The organism is Cronobacter sp. 153480017-3, assembly GCF_053627815.1.
This window is the reverse complement of sequence record NZ_JBSEYN010000003.1, coordinates 301375-315392: the sequence shown is the minus strand read 5'-3', so window position 1 is coordinate 315392 and position 14018 is coordinate 301375. Positions and strand designations below refer to the sequence as shown.

Annotated in this window: 12 protein-coding genes and 1 riboswitch; of the genes, 6 read left to right on the top strand and 6 right to left on the bottom strand. The window is 59.4% G+C overall.

Annotation, left to right across the window (positions count from 1 at the left end):
• Entirely contained in the window at positions 1-1746 is a 1746-nt protein-coding gene (gene dnaG / locus ACUW6V_RS09315; RefSeq protein ID WP_004385592.1) for a DNA primase, read from the bottom strand.
• Between the two features lie 112 nt (positions 1747-1858).
• The gene (gene rpsU, locus ACUW6V_RS09310; protein ID WP_001144069.1) at positions 1859-2074 is read right to left on the bottom strand and encodes a 30S ribosomal protein S21; all 216 of its coding nucleotides are present in this window, start codon (positions 2072-2074) and stop codon (positions 1859-1861) included.
• Positions 2075-2322: 248 nt separating this feature from the next.
• Here rpsU and tsaD point away from each other — a divergent pair, with 248 nt between their 5' ends.
• Entirely contained in the window at positions 2323-3336 is a 1014-nt protein-coding gene (tsaD, locus tag ACUW6V_RS09305) for a tRNA (adenosine(37)-N6)-threonylcarbamoyltransferase complex transferase subunit TsaD (protein ID WP_007778149.1), read from the top strand.
• Between the two features lie 36 nt (positions 3337-3372).
• Here the strand turns inward: tsaD and plsY are convergent, their stop codons facing one another.
• Positions 3373-3990 (bottom strand): glycerol-3-phosphate 1-O-acyltransferase PlsY, encoded by a 618-nt coding sequence (plsY, locus tag ACUW6V_RS09300; protein ID WP_004385594.1) that lies wholly within the window; start codon positions 3988-3990, stop codon positions 3373-3375.
• 107 nt (positions 3991-4097) lie between these two features.
• Between plsY and folB the strand changes: the two genes are divergently transcribed.
• Positions 4098-4457: a bifunctional dihydroneopterin aldolase/7,8-dihydroneopterin epimerase gene (folB, locus tag ACUW6V_RS09295; protein WP_007707315.1), complete on the top strand. Its 360-nt coding sequence runs from the start codon at positions 4098-4100 to the stop codon at positions 4455-4457.
• 127 nt (positions 4458-4584) lie between these two features.
• A complete protein-coding gene (gene bacA, locus ACUW6V_RS09290) occupies positions 4585-5403 on the top strand; it encodes an undecaprenyl-diphosphate phosphatase (RefSeq protein ID WP_004385596.1) in 819 nt (272 codons plus the stop codon).
• A 5-nt stretch (positions 5404-5408) separates the two neighbouring features.
• Here bacA and ACUW6V_RS09285 read toward each other — a convergent pair whose 3' ends face one another.
• Together ACUW6V_RS09285 and ACUW6V_RS09280 are read right to left on the bottom strand one after the other, a co-directional pair.
• Complete coding sequence (locus ACUW6V_RS09285) at positions 5409-6656, bottom strand: multifunctional CCA addition/repair protein (RefSeq protein ID WP_014728077.1); 1248 nt, start codon at positions 6654-6656, stop codon at positions 5409-5411.
• 95 nt (positions 6657-6751) lie between these two features.
• Positions 6752-7366: a TIGR04211 family SH3 domain-containing protein gene (locus tag ACUW6V_RS09280; protein ID WP_004385598.1), complete on the bottom strand. Its 615-nt coding sequence runs from the start codon at positions 7364-7366 to the stop codon at positions 6752-6754.
• A gap of 250 nt (positions 7367-7616) precedes the next feature.
• On the opposite strand from ACUW6V_RS09280, the gene ACUW6V_RS09275 reads away from it, so the two are divergent.
• The 3 genes from ACUW6V_RS09275 (at position 7617) to hldE (ending at position 13270) form a co-directional block, all read left to right on the top strand.
• On the top strand, positions 7617-8918 hold the full coding sequence (locus ACUW6V_RS09275; protein WP_063265308.1) for a CYTH domain-containing protein: 1302 nt from the start codon (positions 7617-7619) through the stop codon (positions 8916-8918).
• A 19-nt stretch (positions 8919-8937) separates the two neighbouring features.
• Entirely contained in the window at positions 8938-11775 is a 2838-nt protein-coding gene (gene glnE, locus ACUW6V_RS09270; protein WP_454038272.1) for a bifunctional [glutamate--ammonia ligase]-adenylyl-L-tyrosine phosphorylase/[glutamate--ammonia-ligase] adenylyltransferase, read from the top strand.
• Positions 11776-11842: 67 nt separating this feature from the next.
• Positions 11843-13270 carry a bifunctional D-glycero-beta-D-manno-heptose-7-phosphate kinase/D-glycero-beta-D-manno-heptose 1-phosphate adenylyltransferase HldE gene (hldE, locus tag ACUW6V_RS09265; RefSeq protein WP_004385601.1) on the top strand — a complete coding sequence of 476 codons (1428 nt, stop codon included), beginning with the start codon at positions 11843-11845 and terminating at the stop codon, positions 13268-13270.
• Between the two features lie 50 nt (positions 13271-13320).
• Here the strand turns inward: hldE and ubiK are convergent, their stop codons facing one another.
• Positions 13321-13686 (bottom strand): ubiquinone biosynthesis accessory factor UbiK, encoded by a 366-nt coding sequence (ubiK, locus tag ACUW6V_RS09260; RefSeq protein ID WP_063265310.1) that lies wholly within the window; start codon positions 13684-13686, stop codon positions 13321-13323.
• Positions 13687-13809: 123 nt separating this feature from the next.
• Positions 13810-13993: riboswitch (FMN riboswitch) on the top strand.
• Positions 13994-14018 lie beyond the last annotated feature (25 nt).

Sequence of the window (14018 nt, the reverse complement as noted above, 5' to 3'; positions counted from 1 at the left end):
TTATTTTCTGGCGCGCGCCTCGGTAATGATGCGCACTTCTTCGCGCTCCGCCGCGCTAAGTCCCTGGGTGCGCGAGCGGGCGATCAATTCTGTTAGTCTCAACTCGAGCACGGAATCAAACATATGGTCCAGCGCGTCGGTGAACGTTTTCTCTGCGATATCCTTATCTGCTATATCGTCCCACGTTGAGAGTTTTTCAAGGGTAGCGGCTTCTTTTGTACCGCGATAATGTTCGAGCAACTGCCCGGTGGTCAGACCAGGCTGCGAAAGACAAGTATTGACCAGCTCTGCAAAGAGCTCCAGTCCTGGCAGCTTTGTTTTGTCCAATGCGGCCAGTGAGGGCACCAGGGGCGCCAGCTCAGGATTCTGGACTAATAATCCTATCAGTATACGCATGGTTGTACGCTTTAGCGTCGGCGCAGGCCGCGTTTGCGAATTATCTGCCTGGCGCGTCATCAATCGCTCAAGCTGGCTGTCATCCAGAATACCGAGCTTGTTGCCTAACTCCTGACGCAGATAAATGCGCAGCGTCTCGCCCGGCACCTGGCTGATTAACGGCAGCGCCAGCGTGCTGAGCTGCGCGCGTCCGTCCGGCGTGCTCAAATCCACCTGCGGCAGCAGGCTGTTAAACAGGAACGTCGAGAGCGGCTGTGCCTGCTCCATACGCGCCTCGAATGCTGCTTTGCCTTCCTGACGAACCAGCGTATCCGGGTCTTCGCCATCGGGCAGAAACATAAAGCGTAGCTGACGTCCGTCCGTCATGTAAGGCAGCGCGGTTTCCAGCGCGCGCCACGCGGCGCTTCTGCCTGCTCTGTCGCCGTCGTAACAGCAAATCACGTTATTCGTGACACGAAAAAGCATCTGGATATGCTCTGCCGTGGTCGCGGTGCCGAGCGAGGCGACCGCATAGTTAATGTCATACTGCGACAGCGCCACGACATCCATATAACCTTCGACCACCAGAAGCCGCGGCGGGTTCGGATCGCTTTGCTGAACTTCATAAAGGCCATACAGCTGGCGGCCCTTATGGAAAATATCGGTTTCCGGGGAGTTTAAATATTTCGGCAGCGCATCGCCTAACACGCGGCCGCCAAAGCCTATCACTCGCCCGCGCTTATCGCGGATGGGGAACATCACCCGTTCGCGAAAGCGGTCGTAACTGCGGCCCTGATCGTTGGTCACCAGCATGCCCGCGTCGATAAGCGACTTGCGGTTTTCGCTGTTATTACCAAAACGCTTGAGCACGTTGTCCCAGCCCGGCGGCGCGTAGCCAATCGCGAAACGTTCAATAACCGATTCGCTCAGCCCGCGTTTTGCCAGATACTGGCGCGCTGGTTCGGCGCTTTGCGCCTGTAAGGCCTGACGATAAAAACCGTTCAGCCCGTCCAGCAGCTCATACAGCGTCTGGCGCTGGTGACGCTCTATTTGCGTCGGTCCGCTACCCGCTTCGAACGGCACTTCCAGATTATGCATCGCCGCCAGCTCTTCGACGGTCTCGACGAATTCGAGCTTGTCGTAATTCATCAGGAAGTCGATAGCGTTGCCGTGCGCGCCGCAACCGAAGCAGTGATAAAACTGTTTTTCGCCGTTTACGGTGAAAGAGGGGGTTTTTTCATTATGGAAGGGACAGCACGCGTGGTAGTTCTTGCCCTGCTTCTTGAGCTTTACCCGTGCGTCTATCAGGTCGACGATATCGGTGCGAGCCAGCAGATCATTGATAAAGACACGTGGGATTCGTCCAGCCATAAGCCCCGTTTTTATCAGCCCATAAACGAGAATAAGCCGCGCATTCCTTTCGGAAGCACGGCCTCTACAACTACTACTCTGTCTGTTTCAGGGGAGGATATCCCCTGAGGAATTAGTACAGACGAGTACGGCGTGCGTTTTCGCGAGCCAGTTTCTTCGCGTGACGTTTCACTGCGGAAGCTTTGGCGCGTTTACGTTCGGTAGTCGGTTTTTCATAGAATTCACGACGACGAACTTCCGCCAGAACACCCGCTTTCTCGCAGGAACGTTTGAAGCGACGCAGTGCTACGTCGAACGGCTCGTTTTCACGTACTTTAATTACCGGCATGTGCCTCTCACCTTTGATTAATTCGGTTCTGCTGGCATCAGATAGCCAGCTTATTTCAAAATGGTGCGGAATTTTACTGCAACTGCTGCTGCTTTGTAAAGCACCGCCAGGACCAGAAACGCGGTTTTTGTGCGGTCTATTCCAGGGGCACGTATTATACACTATCTGGCCGCCTGGGTTGAGCAAAGTTTTACATCGGCCACCGTTGGCCCTACACTGCGCGGCAGGCGAGAGAGGTAAGAAAAACCATGCGTGTACTGGGAATTGAGACATCCTGTGATGAAACCGGCATCGCGATTTATGACGATGAAAACGGGTTATTAGCCAACCAATTGTATAGTCAGGTAAAACTGCATGCCGATTACGGCGGCGTCGTGCCTGAACTGGCCTCGCGCGATCACGTGCGTAAAACTGTGCCCCTGATTCAGGCTGCCATAAAAGAAGCGGGCCTGACGGCGAAGGATATCGACGCGGTGGCGTATACCGCAGGGCCAGGACTTGTGGGCGCGCTGTTAGTCGGCGCGACGGTCGGCCGCGCGCTGGCGTTCGCCTGGGATGTGCCTGCGGTGCCGGTGCACCACATGGAAGGCCATCTGCTGGCACCGATGTTAGAAGACAATCCGCCCGAATTTCCTTTCGTGGCGCTACTGGTTTCTGGCGGCCATACGCAGCTTATCAGCGTGACGGGGATCGGCCAGTATGAATTGCTGGGCGAGTCTATTGACGACGCTGCGGGCGAAGCGTTCGATAAAACCGCCAAGCTGCTGGGTCTTGATTACCCGGGCGGCCCGATGCTGTCGAAAATGGCGGCGCAGGGCACAGCGGGGCGTTTTACCTTTCCGCGTCCGATGACCGACCGTCCGGGCCTGGATTTCAGCTTCTCCGGGCTGAAAACGTTCGCCGCGAATACCATCCGCGACAACGGTACCGACGATCAGACCCGCGCCGACATTGCGCGCGCGTTTGAAGATGCGGTGGTGGACACCCTGATGATCAAATGCCGCCGTGCGCTGGATCAGACCGGCTTTAAGCGTCTGGTGATGGCAGGCGGCGTGAGTGCTAACCGCACGCTGCGCGCGCGTCTCGCGGAAATGATGCAAAAACGCGGCGGCGAAGTGTTCTATGCGCGCCCGGAATTCTGTACCGATAACGGCGCGATGATCGCCTATGCGGGCATGGTGCGTCTGAAAGCGAAAGGCGAAGCGGGGCTTGGTGTGACCGTGCGTCCGCGCTGGCCGCTTTCGGAGCTGCCTGCCGCGTAACGCGTCAGCAAAGTCATAAAGAAAAGGAGTGAATCATCACTCCTTTTTTTGTGGCCGCTTTTTGCGAAACCGGCTCCAGATTTTGCTTTCCTGGCCGCGCCACAGGCGCTGAATATTATCGTGATGGCGCAGAAGAATAAGACACGAGAGCATCGCTACCGGGAATGTAAACTGCGGCTTAAACCACCAGACATAAAATGGCGCCACCAGCGCGCTGACGATCGCGCCAAGCGAGGAATATCCGCTCAGTAACACCGTCAGAAGCCAGGTGCCCGCCATCACGCCGGTGAGATCCCAGCCGATAGGCGCAATCGCGCCGAACGCCGTCGCCACGCCTTTACCGCCGCGAAAATGGAAAAAGACCGGCCAGATATGGCCCAGACAGGCGGCAATGGCGATAAGCCCCAGCCAGAATGGCGTTACGCCCAGCGCATACGCGCCCCAGACCGGCAGCATGCCTTTCAGCACATCGAATATCAGTACCGCCAGGGCTGCTCCCTTGCCGCCAATTCGCAGGACGTTGGTCGCTCCGGGGTTGCCGGAACCGCTGTCACGAGGATCGGGAAGACCCGCGATGCGGCAGACCAGAATGGCGCTGGAGATCGAGCCGCAAAGGTACGCGAGGAGGATCATTCCAGGCGCGATTGCACTCATAACGCTGTTCCGTTGTGAAAATGTCGTTGTATTCTCTGCATCTGTGGATAATACGCATATTTTGCCGGAAGTGGTATCCGGCGGGGCTAAAAACAGGCAGGGCCGTGATGGACATAGTATTTATAGAGCAACTTTCGGTAATCACCACTATTGGCGTTTACGACTGGGAACAGACCATCGAGCAGAAACTCGTGTTCGATATCGAAATCGGCTGGGACAACCGGGCGGCGGCGGCGAGTGACGACGTGCGCGACTGTCTGAGCTACGCGGACGTCACGCAGGCGGTGCTGGAACATGTCGGTAATGGTCGTTTCGCGCTGGTGGAACGGGTGGCGGAAGAAGTCGCGGAGATCATTCTGACGCGCTTTAACGCTCCCTGGGTGCGCATCAAATTAAGCAAGCCAGGCGCAGTGGCGCAGGCCGCGAATGTCGGCGTGATGATTGAGCGTAGCAATAATCCGAATTAAAACATTTAAATTCATAATGAGTAAACCAAACGCGGGTATACCGGTCATAATGCAGGAACTTACGCGGCCGTCGCGCTGACTGCCGCGTTTTTTAGCGCTTATTTTTTGGGGTACGAGGGTTTACTGAATGACTGATATGCACTCGCTGCTGGTGGCGGCGATCCTGGGCATTGTTGAAGGGCTCACCGAATTCCTGCCGGTCTCCAGTACCGGTCATATGATAATTGTGGGTCACCTGCTGGGGTTTGAAGGCGACACTGCGAAAACTTTCGAAGTGGTTATCCAGTTGGGTTCCATTCTGGCGGTCGTCGTGATGTTCTGGCGTCGCCTGTTCGGGCTCATTGGCATCCATTTCGGGCATCCGCCGCATGAAGGCGTCGGCAAAGGTCGCCTGTCGCTCATCCACATTTTGCTTGGTATGGTGCCGGCGGTCGTGCTGGGGCTGGTGTTCCACGATTTCATCAAGTCGCTGTTTAACCCGATCAACGTGATGTATGCGCTGGTGGTGGGCGGCGTGCTGCTGATTATCGCCGAAGTGCTGAAGCCGAAAGAGCCAAAAGCGCCGGGGCTGGACGACATGACGTACCGCCAGGCGTTTTTTATTGGCTGCTTCCAGTGTCTGGCGCTGTGGCCGGGCTTCTCGCGTTCCGGGGCGACCATTTCCGGCGGTATGCTGGTGGGCGTGAGCCGCTATGCGGCTTCTGAATTCTCGTTCCTGCTCGCCGTACCGATGATGATGGGGGCCACCGCGCTCGATCTCTATAAAAGCATGGGCTTCCTGACGATGGCGGATCTGCCGATGTTCGCGGTCGGTTTTGTCACCGCCTTCGTCGTGGCGCTGGTGGCGATCAAAACCTTCCTGCACATCATCAAACGTATCTCTTTTATTCCTTTCGCGATTTACCGTTTTATCGTGGCTGCCGCCGTTTTCGCGGTGTTCATGTAAACGTCTTAGCCCTCAGCCGCTGGCTGGGGGCATCGCTCTTCCTTCCAGGCCGCCACCGCGCGAATACGCCGTTTTGTCAGTTCCTCACGAATCGCCGGGCCGGTAAAGCCTGCTTCCACCACCTCTTTTGGCGACACCGCGCGCGCCACCTCCCACGCTTCGCGCAATAGCCGCGCCTGCGGATAATCTTTCGCTTCAAAGCCGGTGCGTCCGCGCACGTCCGCTTCGCTGGTGATGGCAATCTGCTCCACGCGCTGCGGCTTGCGCCAGGCGTCTATCGAATCAAACAGGCCCACAATGGTGCGCGGCTTGAGTATCGGGAAGGTGTGGATCAGGTCATGGAACTCGGCCACCAGTTTCGCGAGATCGCGAATGTCGTTTGGCACGCGCAGCCGCTCGCAAACCTGCGCCACCAGCCGCACGCCCGCCGGGCCGTGGCCGTGATGACGCGGCCAGAGGTGCGGCGGCGTCAGGCCTTTACCGAGATCGTGGCACAGCGCGGCAAAGCGCACGTCTACCGCCGGGCTTAACATCGCGGCCATGGCGAGCGTCATCAGCGTATGGATGCCGGTGTCGATTTCCGGGTGCCATTTGGCGGGCGCCGGAACGCCGAACAGTTTATCGACTTCCGGGAACAGCACTTTCAGCGCGCCGCACTCGCGCAGCATCAGGAAGTAGATTTGCGGGTTGCGAGTAGTGAGCGCGCTTTCGGTCTCTTTCCAGACGCGCTCCGCCGTCAGATGCTCCAGTTCACCGTTCTCCGCCATCTCGCGCATGAGCGAAAGGGTCTCCGGCGCGATGCGAAACCCGAGATGCGCATAACGCGCGGCGAAGCGGGCCACGCGCAGCACGCGCAGCGGATCTTCGTTAAAGGCGGGCGAGACATGGCGCAGCAGGCGCGCTTTTAAATCGTCGCGGCCGTGGTACGGGTCGATAAATTCGCCGGAATCATCCTGAGCGATGGCGTTAATGGTGAGATCGCGGCGCTGTAAATCCTGCTCCAGCGTTACGTCCGGCGCGGCATAGCAGGTAAAGCCAGTGTATCCCTGGCCGGATTTCCGCTCGGTGCGCGCCAGGGCGTACTCTTCGTGGGTTTGCGGATGCAAAAACACCGGGAAATCTTTCCCGACTTGCTGATACCCAAGCGCCAGCATTTCGGCGGGCGTGGCGCCCACGACCACCCAGTCTTTGTCTTTTACCGGCAGCCCTAACAGGGCATCGCGTACCGCACCACCAACCAGATAACTCTTCACGCATTCCACTCCGACATCAATTCAGCCGACAGATAATACGTTAAGTGTAGAGGAGATGGTGAGTGAAAAGGGCAGCGGGCGCTGCCCTGAGAGGATTAGTTCATCCAGCGGTCTTTGCGTTTGCGGCTTGGGATCATGTGCGGGAGCAGCAAACCGAGCAGCAAACCAACACCCAGCACGCCGCCGCCATACATAAACCACTGCATGATGATGGTGCGCTGTTTATCGTCGATCTGGATATTGGCGGCGTTCACTTTCTTCTGCGCCACGATAAGCTCGTTTTTGAGCTTCTGGTTCTCATTTTTCAGGCCGTTGATGATGCCATCGCTCGCCGCGACTTTCTTCTGCATCTCCGCCGTGCGCTGATTCCAGGTGGTGTCGATATTCGTCAGCTTATCGGTCAGGGTTTTGACCTGATTTTCCAGCTCCGGCACGCGGGTACGCAGGCTGGGCTCGCTTTTCAGCTGTTCCAGCGGGATCCACGACGTGCGGCCGCTGGCATCACGAATCTGTCCATATTTGCCGTTACTTTCGAGCAGTGCGACTTCTTCGCCGGCATTGACCGTGCCGACCAGGCGGTAATTGTCACCAGGGCCGCTACGCACCCAGGTGTTGAGTTCATCCGAGACATAGCGTTTTTCTTCGGCAACGGCCTGGAAAGTGACGCTAAGCGCAAGCAGGGAAAAGCAAATCAGACGTAATTTGTGCATCAGTTGGTCGTTATTGTCGTTGAAAGTGGAACGATAGTAGTGGCATCAGTCTGACGATGCAAAGCGTAAACCTGAATGGGAATCTTCCTGGTCAGCCTGTCGCCTGCCACCGCGGCAAATTTCATATTTTGATGGCGTCAAAAAGCCTCAAACATGGCAATTTTTCGCAAAATACTATCTACTGACAGATACCAGGCTATTAAGTTCGCTGGAGTTTTCTTCAGTGTGACCCAACGAGTAAAGCAGAGACATGGCTCAGGAAATCGAACTCAAATTTATCGTCGACCCGGAACAGATTGACGCGCTGCGCGCCACGCTGAACGCCCTTGAGGCTGAACACAGCGCCCCGCGCCAGTTGGTCAACATCTACTACGAAACCGCGGACAACCAGTTGCGCCGTCACGATATGGGGCTGCGTATCCGCGGCGATAATGGCCGTTATGAAATGACCATGAAAGTGGCGGGCCGCACGACCGGCGGGCTGCATCAGCGCCCGGAATATAATGTCGCGCTGGAATCCCCGGCGCTTGCGCTCACGCGCTTCCCGGCGGAAGTCTGGCCGGAAGGGCTGTCGCCCGAGACATTGCAGGCGGCGGTGAAACCGCTGTTCAGCACCGATTTCGCGCGTGAAAAGTGGGTGGTTACTTACGGCGAAAGCCGCATTGAGCTTGCGCTTGATCGTGGCGAAGTGAAAGCCGGCGAGCTGGCGGAACCGATCTGCGAGCTGGAGCTGGAACTGCTGCAGGGCGAGGCGGCCGATGTGCTGAAATTCGCCCGTCAGCTGGTGGCGAAACCGGGCCTGCGCCAGGGCAGCCTCAGCAAAGCGGCGCGCGGCTATCATCTGGCGCAGGGGAACCCTGAACGCCCGCTGCGTCCGCTGACGCTTCTTAAAGTGCCTGCGAAAATCACGGTCGAACAGGGGTTTGAAGCGTCGCTGGAGTGGGCGCTCGATCACTGGCTGTACCACGAAGAGCTATGGCTGCGCGGTAACGATAAAGCGAAGCAGCAGGTGCGTGAGGCCATTGCGCTGGTGCGCCATACGCTGGCGCTGTTCGGCGGCATTGTTCCGCGAAAAGCGAGCACTCGCTTACGCGATCTGCTGACCCAGTGCGAAGCGACGCTTGCGACCGACGCATCGGCCCAGACGGTGGCTTTCAGCGCCATTCAGGCCTCTGCGCGCCTGGCGCTCACCGAATGGCTGATTTTCCGTAGCTGGCAGCCTTTCCTTGATGAAAAGGGCCGTCAGAAAATGGCGGATTCCTGGAAACGCTTTGCCGATATCAACCTCTCGCGTCACGCCGCGGAACTGAAAGCCGCGTTTGGTCAGCCGCTCGGCGACCGCTACGTTGATCAGCTGCCGCGTCTTTCGCGCGAGCTGGACGCGCTGCGCCTGCTGGCGGGCGTCTATGACGACACCGTCGCGCTGTTCTGGCTCGATAACTGGCAGGGGCTGCGTCACGCCATCGAAACCGGCCAGCGTATTGAAATCGAGCATTTCCGCAATGAGGCTATCTCGCAGGCGCCGTTCTGGCGGCACAGCGGGAAAGTGTAAATAACCACAGGAAACCCGCATGACGCCGCTCTCCCTCCCTTTGCAACAACAGTGGCAAGCCGTGGTGGAGCGGCTGCCGTTTGATGCCGCCGCGCTCAGCGATGACGCGCGCGCGGTGCTCACCTTCAGCGATTTTGTCCGCGAGGCGCTCAGCGCGCACCCGCAATGGCTGAGCGAGCTGGAAGCCGCGCCGCCCGCGCCTGACGAATGGCGTCACTATCCCGCCTGGCTTCAGACCGCGCTCGCGGAGGTTAACGACGAGGCGGCGCTGATGCGCGCGCTGCGCCAGTTCCGCCGCCGGATGATGACGCGCATCGCCTGGTCGCAGGCGCTTAAGCAGGCCACCACGCAGGAAACGCTCACGCAGCTCAGCCAGCTTGCGGAAACCCTTATCGTCGCCGCGCGCGACTGGCTCTACGCCGCCTGCTGTCGCGAATGGGGCACGCCGTGCAACGCGCAGGGCGTCCCGCAGCCGCTGATGATCCTTGGCATGGGAAAACTCGGCGGCGGCGAACTCAACTTTTCTTCGGATATCGATCTTATCTTCGCCTGGCCGGAAGGCGGCTCGACCCAGGGCGGACGGCGCGAACTCGACAACGCGCAGTTTTTCACGCGCCTCGGCCAGCGGCTTATCAAAGCGCTCGACCAGCCCACGCAGGACGGTTTTGTCTACCGCGTGGACATGCGCCTGCGGCCGTTTGGCGACAGCGGCCCACTGGTGCTGAGCTTCGCGGCGCTTGAGGATTACTACCAGGAGCAGGGGCGCGACTGGGAGCGTTACGCGATGGTCAAAGCGCGCATCATGGGCGATAACGACGACGCCTGGAGCCAGGAGCTGCGCGCCATGCTGCGGCCGTTTATCTTCCGCCGCTATATCGATTTCAGCGTGATCCAGTCGCTGCGCAACATGAAAGGCATGATTGCCCGTGAAGTGCGCCGCCGGGGGCTGACCGATAACATCAAGCTCGGCGCGGGCGGCATCCGCGAAACCGAGTTTATCGTTCAGGTGTTCCAGCTGATCCGCGGCGGGCGCGAGCCGTCGTTACAGCAGCGCTCGCTGCTGCCGACGCTTGAGGCGATTGAGCAACTGCATCTGCTCTCGCCGGACGACGCCACCTGCCTGCGCGAGGCCTATCTCTTCCTGCGGCGTCTCGAAAACCTGCTGCAAAGCATTAACGATGAACAGACCCAGACGCTGCCTGGCGACGCGCTTAATCGCGCGCGTCTGGCCTGGGCAATGGACGAAGAGAGCTGGGACGCGCTCAGCGCGCGGCTGGAGCGCCATATGACGGGCGTGCGGCGCGTGTTTAACGAGCTTATCGGCGATGAAGAGCCGGGCACGGGCGAAGAGGCGCTGAACGAAGGCTGGCGCGAGCTGTGGCATGACGCGCTTGATGCCGACGACGACACGCCGGTGCTGAGCGAGCTGGGCGCGGAAAGCCGGATGCGGTTCCTCGCAACACTCGCGGATTTTCGTAAAGAGACTGAAAAGCGCACTATCGGCCCGCGCGGTCGTCAGGTGCTTGATAATTTGATGCCGCCTTTGCTGAACGCCGTCTGCGCAAGCCCGGACGACGCGGCGCTGGCGCTCTCCCGCGTCACGCCGCTGCTCACCGGCATTGTCACCCGTACCACGTATCTTGAGCTGCTAAGCGAATATCCTGGCGCGCTGAAGCACTTAATTCGCCTGTGCGCCGCCTCGCCGATGGTCGCAAGCCAGCTGGCGCGCTACCCGCTACTGCTTGATGAACTGCTCGACCCGAATACGCTCTATCAGCCGACGGCGATGGACGCCTATCGCGACGAGCTGCGCCAGTATCTGCTGCGCGTGCCGGATGACGACGAAGAACAACAGCTTGAGGCGCTGCGCCAGTTTAAACAGGCGCAACTGCTGCGCGTGGCGGCGGCGGATATCGCCGGTACGCTGCCGGTGATGAAAGTGAGCGATCACTTAACCTGGCTTGCCGAGGCGATTATTGACGCGGTAGTACTGCAGGCGTGGGGCCATATGGTGGCGCGCTACGGCCAGCCGACGCATCTGCGCGATCGCGACGGGCGCGGTTTCGCGGTGGTGGGCTATGGCAAGCTCGGCGGCTGGGAGCTCGGCTACAGCTCCGATCTCGATTTAGTCTTCCTGCATGACTGCCCGGCGGATGTCATGACCGACGGCGAGCGCGAAATCGATGGCCGCCAGTTCTATCTGCGCCTGGCGCAACGCATTATGCATCTCTTCAGCACCCGCACGTCGTCCGGCATTCTCTATGAAGTGGACGCCAGGCTGCGCCCGTCCGGCGCGGCAGGCATGCTGGTGACCACCGCGGAAGCGTTCGCCGATTACCAGAAAAACGAGGCCTGGACCTGGGAGCATCAGGCGCTGGTGCGCGCGCGTGTTGTGTACGGCGACAGGCCGCTGCAGGCGCAGTTTGACGCGATTCGCCGCGACGTCCTCGCCACCCCGCGCGACGGCGACAAGCTGCAAACCGACGTGCGCGAAATGCGCGAAAAAATGCGCGCGCATCTGGGCAATAAACACCGCGACCGGTTTGATATCAAAGCCGATGAAGGCGGCATTACGGATATCGAATTTATTACGCAGTATCTGGTGCTGCGCTACGCGCCGGAGCAGCCGAAGCTGACGCGCTGGTCCGATAACGTGCGTATTCTGGAGCTGCTGGCGCAGAATGACATTATGCGCGAGGACGAGGCGAAAGCGCTGACGCACGCCTATGTTACGCTGCGCGATGAACTGCACCATCTGGCGCTACAGGAACAGCCAGGTCATGTGGCGCAGACGGCGTTCGGGCCTGAGCGCGAACAGGTGCGCGAGAGCTGGCGGCGCTGGCTGGCCCCGGCGTAACCGTGCGATTGCGCGTAACTGTGCTATCATCGCGCGCAAATTTTGGTGTCTCTCAGGAGAGTCAGGAATGAAAGTAACGCTGCCCGATTTTGAACGCGCAGGCGTCATGGTAGTGGGTGATGTGATGCTGGACCGCTACTGGTATGGCCCGACGAGCCGCATTTCACCAGAAGCGCCGGTGCCGGTCGTCAAAGTGGAAACCATCGAAGAGCGCCCGGGCGGCGCGGCGAACGTGGCGATGAACATCGCGTCTCTGGGCGCCAGCTCGCGCCTGGTCGGCCTGACGGGTATTGACGACGCGGCGCGCGCGCTCAGCCAGTCTCTGGCACAGGTGAACGTGAAATGTGATTTTGTGTCAGTGCCGACGCACCCGACCATCACCAAGCTGCGCGTGCTGTCCCGCAATCAGCAGCTGATCCGCCTGGATTTTGAAGAAGGTTTCGATGGCGTGGATCCCGAGCCGCTGCACGAGCGCATTAACCAGGCTCTGGGGCAGATCGGCGCGCTGGTGCTTTCTGACTACGCCAAAGGCGCGCTCGCAAGCGTTCAGCAGATGATCCAGCTGGCGCGTAAAGCCGGCGTTCCGGTGCTTATCGATCCGAAAGGCACCGATTTTGAGCGCTATCGCGGCGCGACATTGCTGACGCCGAACCTGTCTGAGTTTGAAGCAGTGGCAGGCAAGTGCAAAACCGAGCAGGACATTGTCGAGCGCGGCATGAAAATCATCGCCGATTTCGATCTCAGCGCGCTGCTGGTGACCCGCTCAGAGCAGGGTATGACGCTGCTGCAACCGGGCAAAGCGCCGTTCCACCTGCCGACGCAGGCGCAGGAAGTCTATGACGTGACCGGCGCGGGCGACACCGTGATTGGCGTGCTGGCGGCGACGCTGGCCTCCGGCAATTCGCTGGAAGAAGCCTGCTTCTTCGCCAACGCGGCGGCGGGTGTGGTGGTCGGCAAACTCGGTACGTCAACCGTGTCGCCGGTCGAGCTGGAAAACGCGGTGCGCGGACGCGCGGAGACGGGCTTTGGCGTGATGAGCGAGGCGGCGCTGAAAGAAGCCGTACTGGCGGCGCGCAAGCGCGGCGAGAAAGTGGTGATGACCAACGGCGTGTTCGACATCCTCCACGCAGGCCACGTCTCGTATCTGGCGAATGCCCGCAAGCTTGGCGATCGCCTGATCGTGGCGGTCAACAGCGACGCCTCCACCCGACGCCTGAAAGGCGATACGCGCCCGGTAAACCCGCAGGAGCAGCGTATGATCGTGCTGGCCGCGCTGGAAGCGGTAGACTGGGTGGTGCCGTTTGAAGAAGACACGCCGCAGCGGCTGATTAGTGAAATCCTGCCGGATCTGCTGGTTAAAGGTGGCGACTACAAACCTGAAGATATCGCGGGCAGCAAAGAGGTGTGGGCGAATGGCGGGGACGTCATGGTGCTGAACTTCGAAGATGGCTGCTCGACCACCAATATCATCAAGAAGATCCAGAAGAACAGCTAACGCACGTTGCACGAACGCCCCTTGCCTGGCAGGGGGCGTTGTCGTTTCTGTCAGTCCTGTTTGTCGAGGCTATCGACCGGCGGGATGGCAGGCGGCGGCGTCACGGCGGTCACGGGCGCGCTGGCGCTGCCTGCGGTCGTGGTTGCTGAGGTGTCAGCCGGCGCGGAGGCCGCAGCACCACGCGATTCCAGCGCGGTCAGACGCTGCTCCAGCGCTGTCAGTTTCTCGCGAGTGCGCAGCAGTACCTGCGTCTGCACGTCAAACTCCTCACGACTCACCAGATCCAGGCGAGACAGCTGAGCCTGCAGTACCTGGCGGATTTTCTTCTCAACATCTTCCCCGATCTCACGGATCCCTTTTGGCATCGATTCATGGACCTGACGGGCGATCTGTTCAATTTTCTTCGGGTCAATCATAGCGGTTTCCCTGATCTGGTATGGTCTGAAGAGTAATTGTAATCGCTGATCGGAAGGGTATAAACCGGAAATGTTTGAATCTCATGCATTGCCGACGATTATCAATGGCGTTATAGTTATCCCGCTTATTCTCAGGGCGGGGTGAAATTCCCCACCGGCGGTAAATCAGGCTTGTTCTGCTCCAGCGCGAAAGCGAAGACGCAAGATAAACTGAAAGCCCGCGAGCGCTTCAGGTTGTTTCTGAAGGTCAGCAGATCCGGTGTAATTCCGGGGCCGACGGTTAAAGTCCGGATGGGAGAGGGTAACGATCTGCCTGGGCTTGCGCCCACTCA

Bases quoted from the DNA above. Each gene is read 5' to 3' on its own strand.
- dnaG (WP_004385592.1), bottom strand. From the start codon at position 1,746: ATGGCTGGACGAATCCCACGTGTCTTTATCAATGATCTGCTGGCTCGC.
- rpsU (WP_001144069.1), bottom strand. From the start codon at position 2,074: ATGCCGGTAATTAAAGTACGTGAAAACGAGCCGTTCGACGTAGCACTG.
- tsaD (WP_007778149.1), top strand. From the start codon at position 2,323: ATGCGTGTACTGGGAATTGAGACATCCTGTGATGAAACCGGCATCGCG.
- plsY (WP_004385594.1), bottom strand. From the start codon at position 3,990: ATGAGTGCAATCGCGCCTGGAATGATCCTCCTCGCGTACCTTTGCGGC.
- folB (WP_007707315.1), top strand. From the start codon at position 4,098: ATGGACATAGTATTTATAGAGCAACTTTCGGTAATCACCACTATTGGC.
- bacA (WP_004385596.1), top strand. From the start codon at position 4,585: ATGACTGATATGCACTCGCTGCTGGTGGCGGCGATCCTGGGCATTGTT.
- ACUW6V_RS09280 (WP_004385598.1), bottom strand. From the start codon at position 7,366: ATGCACAAATTACGTCTGATTTGCTTTTCCCTGCTTGCGCTTAGCGTC.
- ACUW6V_RS09275 (WP_063265308.1), top strand. From the start codon at position 7,617: ATGGCTCAGGAAATCGAACTCAAATTTATCGTCGACCCGGAACAGATT.
- glnE (WP_454038272.1), top strand. From the start codon at position 8,938: ATGACGCCGCTCTCCCTCCCTTTGCAACAACAGTGGCAAGCCGTGGTG.
- hldE (WP_004385601.1), top strand. From the start codon at position 11,843: ATGAAAGTAACGCTGCCCGATTTTGAACGCGCAGGCGTCATGGTAGTG.
- ubiK (WP_063265310.1), bottom strand. From the start codon at position 13,686: ATGATTGACCCGAAGAAAATTGAACAGATCGCCCGTCAGGTCCATGAA.